The 19,643-nt window shown below is 71.5% G+C and carries 19 protein-coding genes; 5 read left to right on the top strand and 14 right to left on the bottom strand.

The genetic code is table 11. The annotated features are described in order from the left end of the window. Positions 1-73: 73 nt before the first annotated feature. Positions 74-904 carry a DUF4253 domain-containing protein gene (locus ABD333_RS41360; protein WP_344548107.1) on the top strand — a complete coding sequence of 277 codons (831 nt, stop codon included), beginning with the start codon at positions 74-76 and terminating at the stop codon, positions 902-904. Positions 905-908: 4 nt separating this feature from the next. Here the strand turns inward: ABD333_RS41360 and ABD333_RS41355 are convergent, their stop codons facing one another. Continuing rightward, positions 909-1,514 carry a TetR/AcrR family transcriptional regulator gene (locus ABD333_RS41355; RefSeq protein ID WP_344548106.1) on the bottom strand — a complete coding sequence of 202 codons (606 nt, stop codon included), beginning with the start codon at positions 1,512-1,514 and terminating at the stop codon, positions 909-911. A gap of 65 nt (positions 1,515-1,579) precedes the next feature. Between ABD333_RS41355 and ABD333_RS41350 the strand changes: the two genes are divergently transcribed. Further along, positions 1,580-2,725: an acyl-CoA dehydrogenase family protein gene (locus ABD333_RS41350; protein WP_344548105.1), complete on the top strand. Its 1,146-nt coding sequence runs from the start codon at positions 1,580-1,582 to the stop codon at positions 2,723-2,725. Positions 2,726-2,857: 132 nt separating this feature from the next. Beyond that, positions 2,858-4,048 (top strand): VldE C-terminal domain-containing protein, encoded by a 1,191-nt coding sequence (locus tag ABD333_RS41345; RefSeq protein WP_344548104.1) that lies wholly within the window; start codon positions 2,858-2,860, stop codon positions 4,046-4,048. A 25-nt stretch (positions 4,049-4,073) separates the two neighbouring features. On the opposite strand, the gene ABD333_RS41340 is transcribed toward ABD333_RS41345, so the two are convergent. Next, positions 4,074-6,074 carry an ATP-binding SpoIIE family protein phosphatase gene (locus ABD333_RS41340; protein WP_344548103.1) on the bottom strand — a complete coding sequence of 667 codons (2,001 nt, stop codon included), beginning with the start codon at positions 6,072-6,074 and terminating at the stop codon, positions 4,074-4,076. Between the two features lie 134 nt (positions 6,075-6,208). Here ABD333_RS41340 and ABD333_RS41335 point away from each other — a divergent pair, with 134 nt between their 5' ends. Further along, positions 6,209-7,048, top strand: a complete 840-nt coding sequence (locus ABD333_RS41335) for a maleylpyruvate isomerase family mycothiol-dependent enzyme (RefSeq protein WP_344548102.1) — start codon at positions 6,209-6,211, stop codon at positions 7,046-7,048. 4 nt (positions 7,049-7,052) lie between these two features. On the opposite strand, the gene ABD333_RS41330 is transcribed toward ABD333_RS41335, so the two are convergent. Genes ABD333_RS41330 through ABD333_RS41300 form a run of 7 tightly spaced genes read right to left on the bottom strand, consistent with a single transcriptional unit; the run spans position 7,053 to position 12,768 of the window. Continuing rightward, positions 7,053-7,913 carry a spermidine synthase gene (locus ABD333_RS41330; protein WP_344548101.1) on the bottom strand — a complete coding sequence of 287 codons (861 nt, stop codon included), beginning with the start codon at positions 7,911-7,913 and terminating at the stop codon, positions 7,053-7,055. A 9-nt stretch (positions 7,914-7,922) separates the two neighbouring features. Next, a complete protein-coding gene (locus ABD333_RS41325) occupies positions 7,923-8,672 on the bottom strand; it encodes a copper homeostasis protein CutC (RefSeq protein ID WP_344548100.1) in 750 nt (249 codons plus the stop codon). Then, the gene (locus ABD333_RS41320) at positions 8,673-9,620 is read right to left on the bottom strand and encodes an asparaginase (RefSeq protein WP_344548099.1); all 948 of its coding nucleotides are present in this window, start codon (positions 9,618-9,620) and stop codon (positions 8,673-8,675) included. It lies immediately after the preceding gene. After that, entirely contained in the window at positions 9,538-10,407 is an 870-nt protein-coding gene (locus ABD333_RS41315; RefSeq protein WP_344548098.1) for an amino acid ABC transporter permease, read from the bottom strand. Before ABD333_RS41315 ends, ABD333_RS41320 begins: the two co-directional genes overlap by 83 nt. After that, on the bottom strand, positions 10,404-11,048 hold the full coding sequence (locus ABD333_RS41310) for an amino acid ABC transporter permease (protein WP_344548096.1): 645 nt from the start codon (positions 11,046-11,048) through the stop codon (positions 10,404-10,406). Before ABD333_RS41310 ends, ABD333_RS41315 begins: the two co-directional genes overlap by 4 nt. 9 nt (positions 11,049-11,057) lie before the next feature. Next, positions 11,058-12,008 (bottom strand): glutamate ABC transporter substrate-binding protein, encoded by a 951-nt coding sequence (locus tag ABD333_RS41305; protein ID WP_344548095.1) that lies wholly within the window; start codon positions 12,006-12,008, stop codon positions 11,058-11,060. 31 nt (positions 12,009-12,039) lie between these two features. After that, the gene (locus ABD333_RS41300) at positions 12,040-12,768 is read right to left on the bottom strand and encodes an amino acid ABC transporter ATP-binding protein (RefSeq protein WP_344548094.1); all 729 of its coding nucleotides are present in this window, start codon (positions 12,766-12,768) and stop codon (positions 12,040-12,042) included. A 116-nt stretch (positions 12,769-12,884) separates the two neighbouring features. On the opposite strand from ABD333_RS41300, the gene ABD333_RS41295 reads away from it, so the two are divergent. Then, positions 12,885-14,045 (top strand): ROK family protein, encoded by a 1,161-nt coding sequence (locus ABD333_RS41295; protein WP_344548093.1) that lies wholly within the window; start codon positions 12,885-12,887, stop codon positions 14,043-14,045. A 3-nt stretch (positions 14,046-14,048) separates the two neighbouring features. On the opposite strand, the gene ABD333_RS41290 is transcribed toward ABD333_RS41295, so the two are convergent. Genes ABD333_RS41290 through ABD333_RS41270 form a run of 5 tightly spaced genes read right to left on the bottom strand, consistent with a single transcriptional unit; the run spans position 14,049 to position 19,509 of the window. Further along, positions 14,049-15,068, bottom strand: a complete 1,020-nt coding sequence (locus tag ABD333_RS41290) for an ABC transporter ATP-binding protein (protein ID WP_344548092.1) — start codon at positions 15,066-15,068, stop codon at positions 14,049-14,051. Beyond that, complete coding sequence (locus tag ABD333_RS41285; protein WP_344548091.1) at positions 15,043-16,059, bottom strand: ABC transporter ATP-binding protein; 1,017 nt, start codon at positions 16,057-16,059, stop codon at positions 15,043-15,045. The genes ABD333_RS41290 and ABD333_RS41285 overlap by 26 nt, the downstream gene beginning before the upstream one ends. A gap of 2 nt (positions 16,060-16,061) precedes the next feature. Next, positions 16,062-16,982 carry an ABC transporter permease gene (locus tag ABD333_RS41280; protein ID WP_344548090.1) on the bottom strand — a complete coding sequence of 307 codons (921 nt, stop codon included), beginning with the start codon at positions 16,980-16,982 and terminating at the stop codon, positions 16,062-16,064. After that, on the bottom strand, positions 16,975-17,901 hold the full coding sequence (locus ABD333_RS41275; protein ID WP_344548089.1) for an ABC transporter permease: 927 nt from the start codon (positions 17,899-17,901) through the stop codon (positions 16,975-16,977). Before ABD333_RS41275 ends, ABD333_RS41280 begins: the two co-directional genes overlap by 8 nt. A gap of 6 nt (positions 17,902-17,907) precedes the next feature. After that, complete coding sequence (locus ABD333_RS41270) at positions 17,908-19,509, bottom strand: peptide ABC transporter substrate-binding protein (protein WP_344548088.1); 1,602 nt, start codon at positions 19,507-19,509, stop codon at positions 17,908-17,910. Positions 19,510-19,643: the final 134 nt, after the last annotated feature.

The raw sequence follows: 19,643 nt of genomic DNA, 5'->3' as shown, positions 1-19,643 counted from the left end.
GGTGCCCACGCCGTTAACATCTCCGGAGTGCCAAGATCCCTGTTGGCACTGATGTGTACGGGAACGGCGTGAAATGGACGACCTCGAACTCCGGCGGTCCCTGCCGGGCAACCTGCCCCAGCTGTTCGCCGACGACCAGGTCGAGCGGGCGCTGGAGGTGGCGCTGCCCGCGGGGGACGTGGTCTGGCCGGACCCGGGCTACCCCCAGCGTCAGATCCTGCTGCGCCCGGCGTTCTGGCTGAGCGAAGAGCCGGTCACCGGCGACCTGTGGGCGGCGCTGCGCGCCGAGCACCCTCGCTCCGGGCTGTGGCCGGTGCTGCTGGACGAGACCGACCAGCCGTGGGCCGCGGGGCAGATCGCCCCCGAGCCGGTCGCCGACGTCGGCAACTACCTGCCCGCGGCGTTCATGGCGGAGGTCTGGGCCGACTGGGCGGAGCAGGCCGCCGAGGAGGACCACGACGAGCTGGCGCCGTTCGGCCGCCACTGCCCCGGCCCGGCGCAGCGCGGCGCCTCGCTGGACGATCCCGGCGCGGTGGCCGACCGCCACGCCCGCGCCCTCGCGCCCCGGGGACTGTCGCTCGGCCTCGTCGCGGTCGAGCGCAGCGCCGACGTCCTCGCCGCCATGGGGTGGCAGGGCGCGCTCAACCACAACGAGTGGACGGCGCCGCTCGCCGCCGTCGTCCGCGGCTGGGAGGACCGCTTCGGCGCCCGCGTCGTGGCGATGGGCTTCAACACCCTGGACCTGAGCGTCGCCGCGCCGCCCGTCAGCGCCCGCCACGCGCTGCACGTCGCCGCCGAGCACTGGGCCTTCTGCCCCGACATCCTCTTCCAGGGCCCCGGCACGCTCGACGGCTACGCCGAAGAGATCCGTGGCAAGACCCACTGGTCCTTCTGGTGGGACTGACGCCTCAGCCGGCGCCGAGGATTCGCATGGCGGTGTGGGCGTAGAACGCGCCGATCTCGTCGGGCGTGCGCGGCCCCTCGGGGCGGTACCAGCGGCAAACGTCGATGGCGAGCGAGGACAGGGCACGGGCGGCTCCCGGCAGGTCTGCGACGTCGAAGTCGCCCGAGGCCGCGCCCGCGCCCACCTCGGCGAGGATCATCTCGCGGACCCTGCGGCGGAGATCGGCGATCTGGGCCGCGTGCTCGGGGCCGAGCGCGCCCAGCTCGTTCTGGATGACCCGGGCCGCCCGGTGATGACGGGCGTGCCAGGCCGAGAACGCGTACATCAGGGCGCGGACGCGCTGCGGCGGGCCGGTGCCCGCGGCGACGGCCTCGTGCAGCGTCCTCAGCACCGAGTCGTGGACGAGCAGGGCGATCTGGAAGAGCAGGTCGGCCTTGGTCGGGTAGTGCACGTAGAGCGCCCCGGCGCTCATCCCGGCGCCCGCGGTGATGTGGCGCGTGGAGGTGCCGTGGTAGCCGCGCTCGGCGAACGAGTCGACGGCGGCCAGCAGGAGGCGGCGGGACGCCTCGGGGGTCACCGTGACCCACATGTCCCCGGTGTCCTCAGTCACGATGCCAGCCTAATCGATCGCTCAGTACACTGTCCGGCACCGCGGAGGATTTCAGGAGGAACCGCATGCGCCGGACCGTCTTCGAGACCGACCACGAGCTGTTCAGGGAGTCGGTGAAGGAATTCATCGAGCGGACGCTGCTGCCGCTGGACGAGGACATCCGCAGTGAGCGGATGCTCAGGCGCGAGGTCTGGCTGGAGGCCGGCAAGCAGGGGTTCCTCGGCATGCAGGTGCCCGAGGAGTACGGCGGCCAGGGCGCCGGGGACTTCCGTTTCAACGCCGTGATCGGCGAGGAGCTGGCCCGGGTGGCCGCCGCGTACAACTCGATCGTGGCGATCCACACCGACATCTGCGCCCCCTACCTGCTGGAGCTGGCCACCGAGGACGCCAGGCGGAGGTGGCTGCCGGGGTTCTGCACCGGCGAGCTGGTCACGGCGATCGGGATGACCGAGCCGGGCGGCGGGTCCGACCTCGCGGCGCTGACGACCACCGCGGTCCGGGACGGCGACGCCTGGGTGATCAACGGTTCCAAGACGTTCATCACCAACGGCGGGCACGCCGACCTGATCATCGTGGCCGCCAAGACCGACCCGGCGAAGGGCGCCAAAGGCATCACGCTGTTCGGCGTCGAGGCGGACATGCCCGGCTTCAGCCGCGGCACCAGGCTCGACAAGGTCGGCCAGCCGGAGGCCGACACCTCCGAGCTGTTCTTCGAGAACGTCCGCGTGCCCGGCTCGCACGTCATCGGCGAGCTGAACCGGGGATTCATCCACATGATGGAGCGGCTCCCGCAGGAACGGCTCTCCTGCGCGATCGCGAACGTGGCGCACGCCCGGGGCGTCCTGGAGGAGACGATCGAGTACGTCAAGGAGCGCAAGGCCTTCGGGCAGCCGATCGGGGCGTTCCAGCACAACAAGTTCCTCGTCGCCGAGCTCATCACCAAACTGGACGTGGCACAGGCGTTCGTCGACCAGTGCCTGGCCGCGCACGTCACCGGCGACCTGGACTCGGTGGACGCGTCCAAGGCCAAGTGGTGGACCTCCGACGTGCAGAACCAGGTCATCGACGGGTGCGTGCAGCTGTTCGGCGGCTACGGTTACATGCGCGAGTACCGGGTGGCGCGGGCCTGGATGGACGCCCGGGTGACCCGGATCTGGGCCGGCTCGAACGAGATCATGAAGGAGATCATCGGCCGGTCCGCGGGGCTCTGACGGCCCGCCGGAACTCCCCGCCGGGTGGCCAGTTGTTCCACTCCTGTCTAATATTTCGCGGCAGGAGAAGATCGGAGGCGGGCCCCGGCCCGGCTCCGGACCGGCGGCACGCCATGAGGGGACGGCAGCCAGGTGCGGATCAGGCCCAGGACGAGGGAGCGCCGCGCGCTGCCCGGCGGCCGGGTGCTGCCGGTGGTCATCGGCACCGCCCTGCTCGGCACCCTGATCGGCGATGCGACCATGATCGTCCTGGATCGGCGGGGTGAGCCGGACGGGCCAGCCAAGGCCGATCCCGGCAAGCTCGTCTCGGTCTCGGACGGCGCCATGGGGGTTCCGGCGGTGGCGCCCCTCACCCGGCGGCTCCAGCCCAGCCTGCTCATCGCGGGGTCCGGGCCGCTCACGCCCGCCGTGGTGGAGCGCGCCCGGCGCATCAAGGGCGTCGACGGGGTCACGGTCGTCGACGCCGCGCGCGCCCAGGTCGGCGGGCGGAGGGTCGGGCTGCTCGGCGTCGACCCGTCGACGTTCCGCGCGTTCGCGCCCAAGCAGTCGGCCGAGTCCGACCAGCTCTGGCGCACCGTCGCCACCGGCGGGCTGGCCGTCTCGTTCACGCTGAGCCGCGAGGGCACGCTGCCGCTCGGCGGCGTCGTGCAGGCGGGCAGCAGCGCCAAGCCGGGCCAGGTGCGGGTCTCCGCGTACGCCTCGATGGGCATCGGCGACGTCGACGCGGTGGTGTCCCGGACGCAGGCGCGCACGCTGGGCATGCCGGACGGCAACGGGCTTGTGATCAGCGCACCGAAGGCCGACCGCAAGAAGCTGGCGAAGGCGCTCAAGGGCATCCTGCCGCGCGGCACGAAGATCGCCCCGATCGCGCCGCAGACGTCGCCGGTCACCCCGGCCGGGCTGCGCCGGCAGCCGCAGGTCTCCGGGCGGCCCGACGGCGTCACCGGCAACCGGTCGGTCATCACCGGCAACATGATGACGCCGACGATGAGCAAGGTGGTGACCGAGCTCGACGGCATGTTCGGCGCGTTCCCCGTCATCGGCTGCTTCCGCAACAGCGGCGACCCGCAGGACCACGCGCTCGGCCGCGCCTGCGACTTCATGGAGAGCACCGCGGGCCGCATGCCGAGCGCCAGCGCGCAGCGCCACGGCGACCAGGTCGCCCAGTACGCGATCAGCAACGCGCGGCGCCTGGGCATCTCCTACGTGATCTGGAAACAGCACATCTGGAACATCAGATTCCCCGGCTGGCGCAAGATGGAGAATCGCGGCAGCCTCACGCAGAACCACTTCGACCACGTGCACATCTCGGTCCTGCGCTGAGCGCCGGCCGGCCGGGCTCACCCGGTCAGAGGCGTTCGAGCTCGCACCAGACGGCCTTGCCCCCGGCGGTCCGGCGGACGCCCCAGCGGCGCGCGAGGCGGCCGACCACGTGCAGGCCGCGCCCCGACTCGCACAGGCCCGGCCCGGTCAGGTCGTCCTCGCACCGCCGGATCCGCGGGCGGCCGTCGGTGCCGTCGAACACCTCCAGCACGAGCCCTTCCTCGCGGACGAGCCGCAGGGTGAGCCTCCCGCCGGCATGCCGGATCGCGTTGGTCACCAGCTCTGAGGCCAGCAGTTCGGCGGAGTCGGACAGCTCGGACAGGCCCCAGTGGTCGAGCCGGTCACGGATCAGCCCGCGGGCCCGCCGCGCCACGGCGGGGTCGGCGGGCAGCTCCCAGGCGACGTGGTCGTCGGCCGGGATGCGGCACAGGCGCGCCACGAGCATCGCGATGTCGTCGCGGTGCTGGTCGTCGTACACGCCGTCGAGCGCGGCCTGGCAGAGCTCGCTGAGCGGCCGGGCGGCGCCGCCGGAGCCGCCGGAGCCGAACGTGCGGCGCAGGCGGGCCAGCCCGTCGTCGATGTCGCGCGAACGGTTCTCCACCAGGCCGTCGGTGTAGAGCACGAGCAGGGAGCCGTCCTCGACCGGGAACTCGCGGCTGACGACCGGCCCCTCCCCCACGCCCAGCGGCGGCGCCGGGGGCACGTCGAGGTACATGGCGTCGCCGCAGGGCAGCACCATCAGCGGGGGCAGGTGCCCGGCGCTGGCGGCCTCGCAGCGTCCGCTGACCGCGTCGTACACCGCGTAGGTGCAGGTGGCGAAGTGCGGCTCGCGCTCGCCGAGCGTCCGCATCAGCAGGTCGAGCCGTTCCAGTGCCTCGGCGGGCGGCAGGTCGAGCCCGGCCAGCGTGTGGATCGCGGTGCGCAGCCGCCCCATCGTCACCGCCGCGCGCACGCCGTGCCCGGCCACGTCGCCGACGACCAGGACCACCCGCGCGCCCGGCAGCGCGATCGACTCGTACCAGTCGCCGCCGACCTCGATCATCCGGCCGCCGGGCAGGTAGCGGTGGTGGACCTCGACCGTCGCCGGCGCCGACAGGTCGGTCGGCAGCAGGCTGCGCTGCAGGGTGAGCGCCGTCGCGCGTTCGCGCCCGTACCGGCGCGCGCTCTCGATGAACCGCGCGGCGCGCGAGGCGAACTCCATGCCGATGTCGATGTCGTAGGCGTCGAACGGGCGATGCGCGGCGCTGCGCGTGCAGACGAAGAAGCCGAGCGTCCCGCCGTCGGCGATGATCGGCAGCAGCAGCATCGAGGCGCCCTTGAGCAGCTCCGCCACCGGCGGGCGGTGCCACGCCTCGGCGATGCGGGCCGCGCCCTCCTCGGCGAGCCGGGCGAGGACCGGGCGCCCGGTGTCCATGCACTGCACGTACGGCGTGCCCGCCGGGTAGCTCAGCACCTCGCCGGTCGGGAAGGCCGCGTCCCACGCCTGGTCGGCGTCGTCGAAGGAGACCGCCATGCGCCGCAGCAGGTGCGACCCGTCCGGCGACTGGGCGGGCGGCTCGTCGGCGGCCACCAGGCTCTCCAGCAGGAGCAGCCCGCCGGCGTTGCAGAAGTGCGGGACGACGATGTCCATGAGCCCGCGCGCCAGCTGGTCGAGGTCGAGCGTCGCGCCGATGCGCGGCAGCGAGTCGTCGAGCAGCGCGCGCCGGATGACGGCCGGATCGAGGAACCGGTCGGGCAGCGGCACCGGGACGCGGATGACGGCCAGCGCGGACAGGTCCGGGTCGCCGCCGCTCATCGGATGCACGGTGATGACGGCGTCGTGGGTCGTGCCCTCCGCGGCCTGGATCGGGAGCATGGCCGAGGTCTCGCGCCCGGCGGCGACCGCGGCCAGGAGACCGTCCAGCCCGCCGTCCCCGCCGCCGACGATCATGTCGCCGAACGGCGCGCCGCACAGGTCGTCGCGATTCGTGGCGAGAACTGCCGCGGCGTTGCGATCGAACTGGAGTATCTTTCCCGAAGCGTCCATGCCGACAATGAGAATTCGGGTGGAGGACTCCATCGCTCGATTATGGGGCATTTGCCGTCGCGGTGGAGTAAAGCCGAATTATCCGCCGAAAAACGATTACCACGCGTCCGGTACGCCGTCCTAAGCTGCCTGCCATGACCGACGTCTCCTGGCTCGGGCCGCCGATCGAGGTCCGGTCGCTCTTCGCCGGCCAGCAGGCCGCGTTCACCGCGCTTCTGCGCGACCTCGCGCCGCAGGAGTGGTCCCGTCCCACGGCCTGTCCGGGATGGAGCGTTCACGACGTGGCCGCGCACGTTCTGGGCGACCACCTCGGGCGCCTGTCGATGGGCCGCGACGGTTTCCACGTGTTGAGTCCGGCACCGGACGAGCCGTTTCCCGCTTTTCTTGACCGCATCAATGAGGAATGGGTGGTCGCTGCCCGGCGCATCAGCCCGCCGCTCCTCGTCGAGTGGCTCTCGGCCACGGCGACGCAGGTGGCGGACTTCTGGCAGTCGCTCGACATGGACGCGCTCACCGCGTTGGTCACGTGGGCGGGCGCCGATCCAGCGCCGGTGTGGCTGGACGCGGCGCGCGACTTCTCCGAATACTGGACGCACCATCAGCAGATCAGCGAAGCCACCGGACGGCCCGGCCCCGACGAACGTTTCCTGGCGCCCGTCCTCGACACCTTCCTGCGCGCGCTTCCCTACACGCTGCAGACGGCGGACGCGCCGCAGGGCACGCTGGCCTTCGTGGTCACCGGCCCGGGCGGAGGCGGCTGGACGTGCGCCCACACCGGGGACCGGTGGGCCCTCGATCGCGGCGAGCCCGCCACCGCGGACGCGCGGGTCACGCTGGACTGCGACGCGGCCTGGCGCCTGTGCACGCGCGGCATCGGCCCGGCCGAGGCGGCCGCACGAGCGCGGATGGAAGGCGACGAGCGGCTCGCCACGGCCGCGCTGACCATCCTGTCGATCATCCGGATGCCGGACTGAGGCGTCAGGGGCGGCCGAAGACCTGCGGCGGGGGGACGGGGGCCTCGATCTCCTCACCGTCGTGCATGGGGGCGGCGCCCGCCGTGAACGCGGTGAGGCCGTCGCCTTCGATGAGGCGGGCCTGGACCAGGCCGCCGGCCGCCTTGCGGGTGAGCTCCCTGGTGGGCAGCGGGGCACGGGACGCGGCGATGATGAGGTTGCCGAAGCGGCGTCCGCGCAGGACGCCCGGCTCGGCCAGCACGAGGGTGTGGCGGAAGACCGAGCGGACCGTCGCGGCCATGCGGCGCGCGAACGGCAGCCGGAAGCCGTCGGCGACGTTGATGAGGTAGACGCCGCCGGGGCGCAGCACCCGGACGACGTCGTAGGCGAACTCCTGGGTGGCGAGCTCGACCGGCATCGACGCCTCGGTGTAGGCGTCGAGGACCACGAGGTCGTCGGCCTCGTCGTCCAGCGCGGCGATGCCGGCCCGGCCGTCCACGATCCTGATCTTGAGCCCGGGGACGTCCTTGACGGGCAGCTGCTCGCGGACGAGCTGGACCAGCTGCCCGTCGGGTTCGAGGACGACCTGGCGGGAGCCGGGGCGGGTCGCGGCGATGTAGCGGGGCAGCGTGCAGGCCGCGCCGCCGATGTGCACGGCGTCGAACGCCTCGTGCTCCAGGCCCAGGCAGTCCACCACGTCGCCCATCAGGCGCATGTACTCGAAGTCGAGGTAGGTGGGGTCGGTCAGGTCCACGTAGGACTGGGGCACCCCGCCCACGCACAGCACCCAGCCGTTGTCGCGGTCGGCGTCGCGCAGGAGCTCGGCCTCGCCGGTGGCGATCGTGTAGCGGTCCGCCTTCGGCTCCCGCCGTCCCTTGCGCCCCATGGGCCCAGTCTAGTGAGCGGTGCTCGCCGCGATCACCGAGGTGATCCCGGCTCCCGTGGTGACGAGGCGCTGGTATTCGGGGCGGCGAAGCTCCCCGCCCATGAACGGGTGCGGGTTGCGGAAGACGGCGGGGCTGTCGGTCTCGGTGAGGGCGGCGAAGTGGATCTCCTTGACACCGGTCTCGGCGACGATGCGGGCCACGTTGCGCTCGGTCACGCCGCCGCCCGGCATGACGACGATCCGGTCGCCCGCGCGGCGGACCAGCTCGGCGATCAGCGGGGCCCCTTCGAGCACGCTCACCTCCTGGCCGGAGGTGAGGACCCGGTCGACGCCGAGGTCGATCAGGGTTTCCAGTGCCGCGAACGGGTCGGCGGTCATGTCGAACGCGCGGTGGAACGTCACCGGCAGGCCGCCCGCGGCCTTGATGAGGCGAGCGCCGACCGCGCGGTCGATCTCGCCCGCGGGGGTCAGCGCGCCGATCACCACGCCGTGGGCCCCCGCCTCGCGGGCGAGGACGACGTCGTGCTCCATCGCGTCCACCTCGTGGGCGTCGAAGATGAAGTCGCCGCCGCGCGGGCGGATGATGACGTGCACGCGGATCGACGAGACCGCCGCGACGGCGGCGCGTACCGTGCCGAGGCTCGGGGTGATCCCGCCGTCGAACAGCGCGGCGCACAGCTCCACCCGGTGCGCGCCCGCCCGTTCGGCGGCGATCGCGCCGTCGACGCTGTCGATGCAGATCTCGTAGGTGAGGCTCACTTACTTCCCTTCGGTTGTACGGATCTCGCCCACCACGCGGCCGCCGCCGAGGACGGGCACGGCGCCGAGCTCCAGGGCGGCCGGCGTGACGTGCGCGCCGAGAGCGGCGAGGGCGCGCAGGGCGATGGCGGTGGTGGCGCGGGGACTGCCGTCGATGACCTTGACGGCGACGGCGTGGCCCTCGGCGGTGGCGGCGATGAGCACGCCCTCCGCGCCGCCCTTGACGACCGAGCCGGGCAGCGCCCTCATCAGCTCGGTGTTGGGATGGCCTGTGCCGCCGACGTACTCGGGGTGCTCGCGCATCGCGTCGGCCACCGCGCGGGACGGGCCGTGCTTGGCGAGGACGAGGGACCGCGCGGCGCGGGCCAGCCCGGTCAGCGTGAGCCCGAAGAGCGGGGCGCCGCAGCCGTCCACGGCCACGGGCGCGGGCCGTTCGCCCGCGGCGTCGGCCATCGTGGTGCGGACGCCCTGCTGGAACGGGTGGTTCGGATCGAGGTAGGTCTCCACCGGCCAGTCGTTGGCGACGCAGGCGGCGAGCATGGCGGCGTGCTTGCCCGAGCAGTTCATGCGCTCGCGCGACTCGTCCGGCTCACCGCCCCGGATGAGCGCCGCTCGCGTGCGCCCGTCCTCGGGCGGGGTCGCCGGGCACTGGAGCGCCTCGAAGCCGAGCCCGGCGTCGGCGAGGATCGCGGCGACGGTCTTCACGTGGAAGTCCTCGCCGGTGTGGCTGCCCGCCGCGATCGCGAGCCGTTCGCCGGTGAGCGGCGCGCCCGCCGTCAGGCACGCGAGCGCCTGGAACGGCTTGGTCGTGGAACGCGGCAGCACGGTGGCGTGCACGTCGCCGCGCGCGTACGCGAGAGCGCCGTCAGGCGCCAGCCCCGAGACGCTGCCGTAGTGCACGCTCTCCACGAAGCCGTTGCGCACGACCTCGGCGAGAACCTCGTACATTCCGTTCCTCCAAAGTGCGCGCGACCTTGGACAAAGTCGCGTTGATGACCAGGTAGACCAGCGCGATGACCAGGTAGGTCTGGATGAGCAGGTGGTTGTAGTTGGCCAGCACCTTGCCGCTGTAGAGCAGCTCGGCGTAGCTGACGACGAAGCCGAGCGAGGTGTCCTTGACCAGGCCCACGGACTGGCTGATGAGCGACGGCAGCACCCGCCGCGCCGCCTGGGGCAGCACGATCATCCGCATGGCCCGGCCGCGGGTGAGCCCGAGCGCGAGCCCGGCCTCCAGCTGGCCGCGTTCGACCGACTGGATGCCCGCCCGGAATACCTCGGCGAACGCGGCGGCGTTGGACACCGACAACGGCACGACGAGCTTCCAGAACAGCGGCATGTCGAGGCCGTACTTCGGCAGCGCGAACAGCACCACGTACACCAGCAGCAGCGCCGGGATGGTCCGTACGAGCTCGACGTACGCGGCGGACGGCAGGCGGATCCACCGGCTGGGCGACAGGCGGCCGAGCGCGAGCACGATGCCCGCCGCCATCGACAGCGCGATCGCCACGACCGCCGCGAGCGCCGTCGCCTTCAGCCCGTCCAGCAGGTAGCGCCACATCGGCCAGGTGCCGTACGGGCGCCAGCGTTCGGCCGCGAGCTGCCCGTTGTCGGCGAACTGCCGCAGCGCCAGCCCGAGCAGCGCGAGCACGGCCAGGACCGCGAGCACGGTCGCGATCCGGATCCGGCGGCGGGCGCGCGGGCCGGGCTCGTCGAACAACACCCTCGCGACGCTCATCGCAGGATCGCCAGCTTCCGTTCCAGGGCGCCGGTGGTCAGCCCGGCGCACGCCGACAACGCCATGTAGAGCAGGCCCGCCGTCACGAAGATCCAGATCGGCTGCGCCTCGGCCAGGTTGACCCGGTTGGCCGCGGCGGTCAGCTCGACCACGCCGACCGCCGCCGCCAGCGCGGTGTTCATGATCGTCATGATCGCGATGTTGCCGAGCGGCTGGATCACCGTGCGCAGCGCCTGCGGCAGGATCACCATGCGCAGCGACTGGGTGAAGGTGAGGCCGAGCGCGCGGGCCGCCTCCCCCTGGCCCACCGGCACGGCGTTGATCCCCGACCGCACCGCCTCGGCCATGTACGCGCCCTGGTAGAGCGAGATCACGATCGCGGCGGTGGTGAAGAGGCCCGCCATCACCCCGATCTCGGGCAGGCCGAAGACGGCCAGCACGAGCCACACCAGGAGCGGGATGTTCTGCAAGGTCTCCACGTAGGCGGTGCCCGCGGCGCGCAGCACCGCCACCGGGCTGACGCGCATCGCGGCCACGATGACACCGGCCACGAGCGCGCCCGCCAGTGACAGCAGGGTGAGCTCCACGGTGACCAGCAGCCCGTCGCCGAACTCGCCGAGATGCCGGGTGATGACGTCCATCCAGTGCCCCTACTCGGAGCCGGGCGCCGAGCCGATGGCGGGCGGCTGCGGCGCCTCGCCCTGCACGACCGTGCCGATGGAGTTCTTCCAGACCTTCGCCCACAGGCCCGACGCCTGGATGCTCTTCAGCCACTCGTTGACGAACTGCTTCATCTGCGCGTCGCCGTGCTTGAGGCCGATGCCGTACGGGTCGCTGGTGAACGGCTTGCCCTGGATCTGGATGGACGGGTCCTGCTTCGCGCTCGCCAGCAGCACCGCCTCGTCCTGCACGTAGGCCTGACCCCGCCCCTGCTTGAGCGCCTGCACGCACTCGGGGTCACTGCCGAACGTGACGATCTTGGCGTCCGGCGCGGCCTTCTTGATGGCCGGGATCGCCGGGGTGTTGGCGCCCGCGATGACGGTCTTGCCCTTCAGGTCCTCGGGCCTGGTGATGCCGGTCTCGCCCTTCTTGGTGGCGATGACCAGGCCGGAGCTGTAGTACGGCCCGGCGAAGGCGACCTGCTTCGCGCGTTCCGGGGTGATGCTGTAGGTCTGGAAGACGACGTCGACGGTGCCGTTGGACAGCAGCGCCTCGCGCGTCTCGGACGCCGAGTTGACGATCTTCACCTCGGGCTTGCCGATGATGTACTTGGCCAGCAGCCGGCCGAAGTCGGCGTCCAGGCCCTCGACCTTCTTGGTCGCCGGGTTCTGCTGGGACAGCAGCGGCGCGTCCAGCGAGCCGCCGACGATCAGCTGCCCGCGCTTCTTGATCTTGTCCATCGTGGAGCCGGCCGGGATGTTCGCGGCGACCGGGGCGGAGGCCGTGAGGTCGGCCTTGTCGCCGCCGCCGGGGGCGCCGGGCACCGCGGAGGAGGAGGAGGAGGAGTCGTCGTCGCTCGAACAGGCGGCCAGGCCCGCCAGCGACAGCGCGGCGAGCGCGGTGACCGCCGTACGCCGCAGACCCGGGAGGGTGCGCACCATGATCATCAACCTTTCTCGGAACAGCCGTGGATCAGTGGCTGAGAACCTTGGCCAGGAAGTCCCGGGCCCGGTCGGTGGCGGGTGAGTCGAAGAAGGCCTCGGGCGCGCCGGTCTCGACGATCTCGCCGTCGGCCATGAACACGACCCGGTCGGCGACCTTGCGGGCGAACCCCATCTCGTGGGTGACGACCACCATGGTCATGCCGTCGCGGGCGAGTGCGGTCATGACGTCCAGCACCTCGCCGACCATCTCGGGATCGAGTGCCGAGGTCGGCTCGTCGAAGAGCATCGCCTTGGGCCGCATGGCGAGGGCCCGGGCGATCGCCGCGCGCTGCTGCTGTCCGCCGGACAGCTGCGCGGGGAGCTTGGCGGCGTGCCCGCCGATGCCGACGCGGTCGAGGAGCTCCCGCGCGGTGCGTTCGGCCTCCGCGCGGCCCACGCCGCGCACCTTCATCGGCGCGAGCGTCAGATTGTCCAGCACGGTCTTGTGCTGGAAGAGGTTGAACGACTGGAAGACCATGCCGACGTCGGCGCGCAGCCGGGCCAGCTCGCGGCCCTCGGCCGGAAGTGGCCGCCCGTCGATGCGGACCTGCCCCGACGTCGGGCTCTCCAGCCGGTTGAGGCAGCGGCAGAGGGTCGACTTGCCGGACCCGGACGGGCCGATCACGACCACGACCTCGCCCTTCGCCACGTCGAGGTCGACGTCGCGCAGCGCGTAGGTGTCGCCGAACCTCTTGTTCAGACCACGAACCTCGATCATTCGGTCTCCATCGCCCTAACTTTCTTCGATATCGAAGGTAGTGAGGACCATAGAGCCCAAAATCGGATCAGGTCAACACATTGCTGGGCAAAGTCGGTTCGTGCTATTCATCTGGGATGCGAACCAGAGACGACGGACCGGCCGCGCTCGTGCGGCTCGTGGCCTCCGGCCACGCCGAGTCACGAGCCGACCTCGCCCGGTTGTCCGGGCTGGCGCCGTCCAGCGTCTCGCTGCGGGTCGAGCAGCTCATCGACGCGGGCCTGTTCGCCGAGGAGGGCGCGGGCGCGTCACGCGGCGGCCGGCGCCCCCGGCGGCTGCGGCTCGGGCGCGAGGCGGGCGTCTTCCTCGCGGCCGACCTCGGCGCGCACCACGCGCGCCTGGCGATCGTCGACCTCGCCGGCACGCCGCTGGCGCTCTCGGAGCTGGCGTGCGAGATCGCGGTCGGCCCGGAGGGCACGCTCGACTCGGTGATCGGCCACCTGCGCCTGCTGGCACGCGACCAGGGGCTGGCCGGCCTGCCGGTGCGCGGCATCGGCGTGGGCCTGCCCGGGCCCGTCGACCCGGCCACCGGCCAGGTCGTGTCGCCGTCGCGCATGCCCGGCTGGAACGACTTCCCCGCGCGCGACTACCTGACCGAACGCGCGGGCCTGCCCGCCCTCGTGGAGAACGACGCCAACCTCATGGCGGTCGGCGAGCACCGGCACTCCTGGCCCGGGCTCGACAACCTCATGGTGCTCAAGCTCGGCAGCGGCATCGGCTGCGGCGTCATCGCCGAGGGGCGCCTGCACCGGGGCCGGGGCGCGGCGGGCGACATCAGCCACGTGCGCATCCTGTCCGAGGCGACCGTCGACTGCTCCTGCGGCCACCCCGACTGCCTGGAGGCGCACGCCAGCGGCGCGGCCCTGGCGGCGGCGCTGGCGGAGCAGGGCATCACGGTCGACCACCCCGCCGACATCGTCGACCTGGTGACCAACGGCGTCCCGCAGGCGACCAGCGCCGTGCGCAACGCCGGACGCCTCATCGGCGACGTGCTCACCGCGCTCGTCAACTTCTTCAACCCCGACGCGCTCGTCATCGGCGGCAGCATGTCCAACGCCGAGCCGCTCATCTCGACCATCCGCGGCGTCATCTACGAGCGCTGCCTGCCGCTGGCCACGCGCAACCTGGAGATCTCCACCTCCCGCACCGGGCGGGACGCGAGCATCCTCGGCGCCGGGCACCTGCTGCTCGACTCGCCGCTGTCGAACGAGTGGATCGAGGCGGCCGTCAAGCAGTAGTCCTCAGGCCCGGGCGGTCTCCTCGGCGAAGTGACAGGCGCTCGGATGGCCCGATCCGTCCCGTTCGACCAGGGCGGGTTCCTCCTCGGCGCACACGTCCCGGGCCTTCCAGCAGCGGGTCCGGAACCGGCAGCCGGACGGCGGGTCGATCGGCGACGGCGGCTCGCCCTCCAGCGTGAGCTGCTCGGTCCAGCCCTGCGCGTCGGGGTCCGGGACGGGCACCGCCGCCAGCAGGGCCTGAGTGTACGGGTGGGTCGGGTGCTCGTAGATCTGCGTCTGGTCGCCGGTCTCCACGACCTTGCCGAGGTACATCACGGCGACGCGGTCCGAGATGTGCCGGACGGCGGCCAGGTCGTGGGCGATGAACACGTACGACAGGCCGAGTTCGCGCTGGAGGTCGTCCAGCAGGTTCATGACCTGGGCCTGCACCGACACGTCGAGGGCCGAGACCGGCTCGTCGCACACGATGACGTCGGGGCGCAGCGCCAGGGCCCGGGCGATGCCGACGCGCTGGCGCTGGCCGCCGGAGAACTGGTGCGGGTAGCGGCTGACGTGGTCCGGATCGAGCCCGACCAGCTCCAGCAGCTCGTTGACGCGGGCCCGCCGTTCCTTCTTGGGCGCCACGTCCGGGTGGATGTCGAACGGCTCGCCCACGATGTCGCCGACCGTCATGCGGGGGTTGAGCGAGGAGTAGGGGTCCTGGAGCACCATCTGGATGCGGCGCCGCAACGTGCGCAGGTCACGGCGCGACAGCGAGAAGATGTCGCGGCCCTCGAACCGTACGCTGCCCGCCGTGGGCCTCTCCGCCGCCAGCAGGAGGCGGGCCAGGGTCGACTTGCCGCAGCCCGACTCCCCCACGATGCCCAGCGTCTCGCCGCGGCGCAGCTCCAGGTTCACGCCGTCCACGGCCTTGACGCGGCCGACCTCGCGCCTGAAGAGCACGCCCTGGTTCACCGGGTAGTGCTTCACCAGTCCCTCGACTTCGAGGATCGGCCGCTCAGCCTTCGTCGCCGGATCCGGCACCGTACACCTCCTCGGCGAAATGGCAGGCCGCCTCGTGCCCGCCGGTGCCGACCGCGACCAGCGGCGGCCGCTCCGCCGAGCAGATCGCCTCCGCGCGCGGGCAGCGCGGCTGGAACGGGCATCCCGGCGGCAGGGCCGCGGGATTCGGCGGCGCCCCCTTGATGGGGACGAGCCGCTCACCGGCGCGGTCGAGCCGCGGCACCGACGCCAGCAGCCCGGCGGTATAGGGGTGGGCGGGACGCGCGTACAACTCGCGCGCCGGCGCCTGCTCGGCGACCGTGCCCGCGTACATGACCACGATCCGGTCCGCGACGCCCGCGACGACGCCGAGGTCGTGCGTGATGAGCACCAGGCCCATCCGCAGCTCGTCCTGCAGGTCGGCGAGCAGCCGCATGATCTGCGCCTGCACGGTCACGTCGAGCGCGGTGGTCGGCTCGTCGGCGATGAGCACGTCGGGCTCCAGCGCCAGCGCCATGGCGATCATGATGCGCTGCCGCATGCCGCCGGAGAACTGGTGCGGATGGTCACCGAGGCGCCGGCGCGCCGACGGGATCCGCACCCGCTCCATCAGCTCGGCGGTCTTCTCCCTAGCCTCCTTGCGCCGCATCCCGCGGTGCACCTGGTACATCTCGCAGATCTGGTCGCCGACCGTGAAGACCGGGTTCAGCGCGCTCAGCGCGTCCTGGAAGATCATGGAGATGCGGTCGCCGCGGTAGGTCCGGCGGCGGCGTTCGGGCAGGCCGAGCAGTTCCTCGCCGCGCAGCCGCACCGCGCCCTTGGTGATCTCGGCGGGCGGGGTGTCGAGGATGCCCATCACCGCCTGCGCGGCCACGCTCTTGCCCGAGCCCGACTCGCCCAGGATGGCGACCGTCTCGCCCTCCGCGAGCGTGTAGGACAGCCCGTTCACCGCCAGGACGTCCTGGCCGCGGACCTTGAAGCGGACGTGGAGGTCGTCCACCTCCAGCAGCGGCGCGTCCTTCGTCATGCTCATGGTCACCGCAGTTTCGGGTCGAGGGCGTCGCGGACGGCGTCGCCGAGCATCAGGAAGCTCAGCACGGTCGCCGACAGGAACAGCGCCGGGAACACCAGCAGATGCGGATGGTCGACGAAGTAGGACTGCGCCTGGTTGAGCTGCAGGCCCCACGACACCTCCGGGTACTGCAGCCCGACGCCGAGGAAGTCCAGCGTCGCCTCCCCCGCGATCACGTTGCCCACGTTCAGCGTCGCCACCACGATGACGGGGGCGATCGCGTTCGGCAGGATGTGCCGGCGCATGATCCGCAGGTCGGACGCGCCGAGCAGGCGCGCCGCCTGCACGTAGTCGGCGTCCTTCACCGCGATCACCTGGCCGCGCATGATCCGGATCATGGTCGTCCAGCCGAGCAGCACCAGCACCAGCGTCATCGCGCCGATCCCGTGGTCGGGGAAGGCGACCAGGATGACCGTCGCGCCCAGCACGAACGGCAGCCCGAAGAAGACGTCGGTGATCCGCGCGATCAGCCCGTCCCACACGCCGCCGTAGTAGCCCCCGAGCATGCCGAAGACCACCGCGATGAGCAGGGCGAACACCGTGACCGACACCCCGATGAGCAGGGTCGGCCAGGCGCCGTGCACGACGTGCGCGTAGTAGTCGCAGCCCGCCAGGTCGGTGCCGAAACGGTGGTCGCCGCCCGGAGACAGCTTGGACAGGTTGGGGTCGCAGTCCTCGTTCTCGCCGACGCCGGTGAACAGGCTCGGCACGACCGCGAGCGCGCTGACCACGACCAGGATCGTCACGGAGATCCAGAAGATCCAGCGGCGCCGCAGGTCACGCCAGGCGTCCCCCCACAGCGAGGCCGACTGCCCGGAGACCAGCCCGCCCGCCTCCGCGACGGCCGCCGTCGTCGCCGGTTCGGCCGTCGTCGGCTCAGTCATGGCGGATCCTCGGGTCGAGCACGCCGTAGAGCAGGTCGACGGCGAGGTTCACCACCAGGAAGACCAGCACCAGGAGCGTGGACGCCCCCACCACCACCGGCCCCTCCTTCAGCTGGATCGACTGGAACACCTGCTGGCCGATGCCCGGCAGGTTGAAGATGCCCTCGGTGACCACGGCCCCGCCCATCAGCGTGCCGAAGTCCACGCCGAGATAGGTGACCACCGGGATGAGCGAGTTGCGCAGCGTGTGCCTGCCCACGACGCGCACCTTGCTCAGCCCCTTGGCGTAGGCGGTGCGCACGTAGTCGGCCCGCAGGTTCTCCGCGATGCTCGTACGGGTCAGCCGCGCCACGTACGACAGGCCCAGCGATCCGAGCACCATGCCGGGCAGCAGGTAGCTCATGGGCCAGCCGTCCTCGGTGCCGGCGGTCGGGAACAGCCCCAGATTCAGGCCGAGCACGATCTGGGCGGTGTAGCCGAGGACGAACACCGGGACCGCGATGACGAGCGTCGTGCCGCCGAGGACCAGGGTGTCGGCGAGGCTGCCGCGCCGCAGCCCCGCCCACACCCCGAGCCCGATACCGATCACCAGCTCGAACAGCCAGGCCGTGAGCGCGAGCTGCGCCGTCACCGTCCAGCGCCCGCTGAGCACGTCGGACACGGCCTGGCCGTCGAACGTCTCGCCCAGGTCGCCCTGGAAGAGGCCGCCGAGGTACTTCACGTACTGCAGGAGCAGCGGGTCGTTCAGGTTGTAGTGCTCACGCAGGGCGTTGACCACCGACGGGGGCAGCGGCTTCTCCCCCGCCAGCGCCTGGATCGGGTCGCCCGGCAGCGCGAACACCATGGCGTAGATCAGGAACGTCGTGCCCAGGAAGACCGGGATCGCCTGGAGCAGCCGCCGTGCGATGAAGCGCCACATGCCCGGCTACTTCACCGTCACTTCGTGGGCCAGCAGACCGTTGGCGTACGGCGTGATGGTGACGTTGTCGATCTTGTCCGACTTGCCGCCGAAGCCCTTCCAGATCCACAGCGGCACGAGCGGCGCCTCACGGATCGCGACGTCCTCGGCCTGGTTGTAGAACCTGACCGCCTCGTCGTCGGTGGACGCGCCGTTGCCCTTGGCGATGAGGCCGTCGAACTCCTTGCTCACCCAGGCCATGCGGTTCTTGGCGGAGTGCCACTGCGGCTCCAGGTAGTTCTGGGCGCTCGGGTAGTCGGCCTCCCAGTTCTGCCGGTACGGCCCCTTCTCCTTCCTGTCGGTCAGCATCGACAGGTAGTCGGAGACGGGGATCTTGCGGAACTGGATGTCGGTGATGCCGAGGTTCTGCTTGAGCGAGTTGGCGACGATCTGCATCCACTGCTCGTAACTCGGCTGCGCGTTGGAGAAGTACAGCTCCAGCGTGCCCTTGAACCCGCCGGCCTTGTCGTACAGCTCCCTGGCCTTCGTCGGGTTGTAGGAGCACAGGTCACCGCAGGCGCCGGCCCGATGCCCCTTGATCATCGGCGGCAGCAGCGAGTCGGCGACGACGTACTCACCGTTGTAGACGGCCTTGTTGATGCCGTTGCGGTCGATGGCCATCGAGATCGCCCTGCGCAGGTCGGCGTTGCCGAACCGCTTGTCGAACAGCGGGAAGCCGAGGTAGTCGAACGTGCCCGTGTCGCGCGGCAGCACGTTCTTGCCGAGCAGCCGCTTGGCCTCGGGCACCTTCGCCGCCGGGATCGACTGCATGAGGTCGATGCGCTTGGCCCGCAGGTCGGTGTAGGTGGTGTCCTGGCCGGCGTAGCTGCGCCAGGTGAAGCCCTTGTTCTTGGGTTTGCGCGTCCCGGTGTAGCCGGGGAAGACCTTGAGCTTGATCTGCTTGTTGCGTTCCCAGGCGCCGTCCATCATGTACGGCCCGTTGCCGATCGGCTTGTCGTCGAAGCCCTTGATGTCGCTGTAGGCGGCCTTGGGCAGCGGAGCGAAGGCCGGGTGCGTGAGGAGCAGCTTGAACTGGCTGAACGGCGCGTCCAGCGTCACTTCGAGCGTGGACTCGTCGACGACCTTCAGACCCGACAGCCTGTCGGTCTTGGGCTTGGCCTTCTCGTCCTCGGGGTTGAGGTCGGCGTAGCCCTTGATCTGCGAGAAGTAGTCGTTGCCCTCGAAGGCGTTCGGGCCGTACGCCGCGTGGTTCCAGGCGTCGGCGAAGCTCGCGGCGGTGACCGGCTCGTCGTTGTGGAACTTCTGGCCCGGCCGGATCTTGATCGTCCAGACCTTCTGGTCCGGCGACTCGACCGAGGCGGCGGCCGCGTTGACCACGTTCCCCGTCTTGTCGAGTTCGACGAGGTTCTCGAAGAGCTCGCTGGTGACGTCCCACGAGTAGCTGCTGGTGGTGTTGCCGGGGATCAGATGGTCGGGCTCGGGGTGACCCGCGACGAACGTGCCGTCGCCCGACTCGCCGCCGCCGCCTCCGCAGCCGGCCGCCGCGGCGCCCACCGAAAGCGCCAGCGCGACGGCCCCGGCGCTCCTGCTCAGGCCTCGTCCGAACATGATCCTCCCTTGCCGACACAGAGCAGCGACCCCGAATGCACGGAAGCGTGGACCCCGCGCGCGGCCCTTCGGTACGGCCCTGCGAATTTGTCATCTGATCGAGACCATCACCCAGAACGGATCTTTATTGGCTA

Source organism: Actinomadura fulvescens, from assembly GCF_039533225.1.
In the GTDB taxonomy this organism is placed as follows: Bacteria; Actinomycetota; Actinomycetes; order Streptosporangiales; family Streptosporangiaceae; genus Spirillospora; species Spirillospora fulvescens.
The sequence above is the reverse complement of the archived record's forward strand: the minus strand, read 5'-3'. Positions and strand labels throughout refer to the sequence as shown.

Bases quoted from the DNA above. Each gene is read 5' to 3' on its own strand.
- ABD333_RS41360 (WP_344548107.1), top strand. From the start codon at position 74: ATGGACGACCTCGAACTCCGGCGGTCCCTGCCGGGCAACCTGCCCCAG.
- ABD333_RS41350 (WP_344548105.1), top strand. From the start codon at position 1,580: ATGCGCCGGACCGTCTTCGAGACCGACCACGAGCTGTTCAGGGAGTCG.
- ABD333_RS41340 (WP_344548103.1), bottom strand. From the start codon at position 6,074: ATGGACGCTTCGGGAAAGATACTCCAGTTCGATCGCAACGCCGCGGCA.
- ABD333_RS41335 (WP_344548102.1), top strand. From the start codon at position 6,209: ATGACCGACGTCTCCTGGCTCGGGCCGCCGATCGAGGTCCGGTCGCTC.
- ABD333_RS41330 (WP_344548101.1), bottom strand. From the start codon at position 7,913: ATGGGGCGCAAGGGACGGCGGGAGCCGAAGGCGGACCGCTACACGATC.
- ABD333_RS41320 (WP_344548099.1), bottom strand. From the start codon at position 9,620: ATGTACGAGGTTCTCGCCGAGGTCGTGCGCAACGGCTTCGTGGAGAGC.
- ABD333_RS41315 (WP_344548098.1), bottom strand. From the start codon at position 10,407: ATGAGCGTCGCGAGGGTGTTGTTCGACGAGCCCGGCCCGCGCGCCCGC.
- ABD333_RS41310 (WP_344548096.1), bottom strand. From the start codon at position 11,048: ATGGACGTCATCACCCGGCATCTCGGCGAGTTCGGCGACGGGCTGCTG.
- ABD333_RS41305 (WP_344548095.1), bottom strand. From the start codon at position 12,008: ATGGTGCGCACCCTCCCGGGTCTGCGGCGTACGGCGGTCACCGCGCTC.
- ABD333_RS41300 (WP_344548094.1), bottom strand. From the start codon at position 12,768: ATGATCGAGGTTCGTGGTCTGAACAAGAGGTTCGGCGACACCTACGCG.
- ABD333_RS41295 (WP_344548093.1), top strand. From the start codon at position 12,885: ATGCGAACCAGAGACGACGGACCGGCCGCGCTCGTGCGGCTCGTGGCC.
- ABD333_RS41285 (WP_344548091.1), bottom strand. From the start codon at position 16,059: ATGAGCATGACGAAGGACGCGCCGCTGCTGGAGGTGGACGACCTCCAC.
- ABD333_RS41280 (WP_344548090.1), bottom strand. From the start codon at position 16,982: ATGACTGAGCCGACGACGGCCGAACCGGCGACGACGGCGGCCGTCGCG.
- ABD333_RS41275 (WP_344548089.1), bottom strand. From the start codon at position 17,901: ATGTGGCGCTTCATCGCACGGCGGCTGCTCCAGGCGATCCCGGTCTTC.
- ABD333_RS41270 (WP_344548088.1), bottom strand. From the start codon at position 19,509: ATGTTCGGACGAGGCCTGAGCAGGAGCGCCGGGGCCGTCGCGCTGGCG.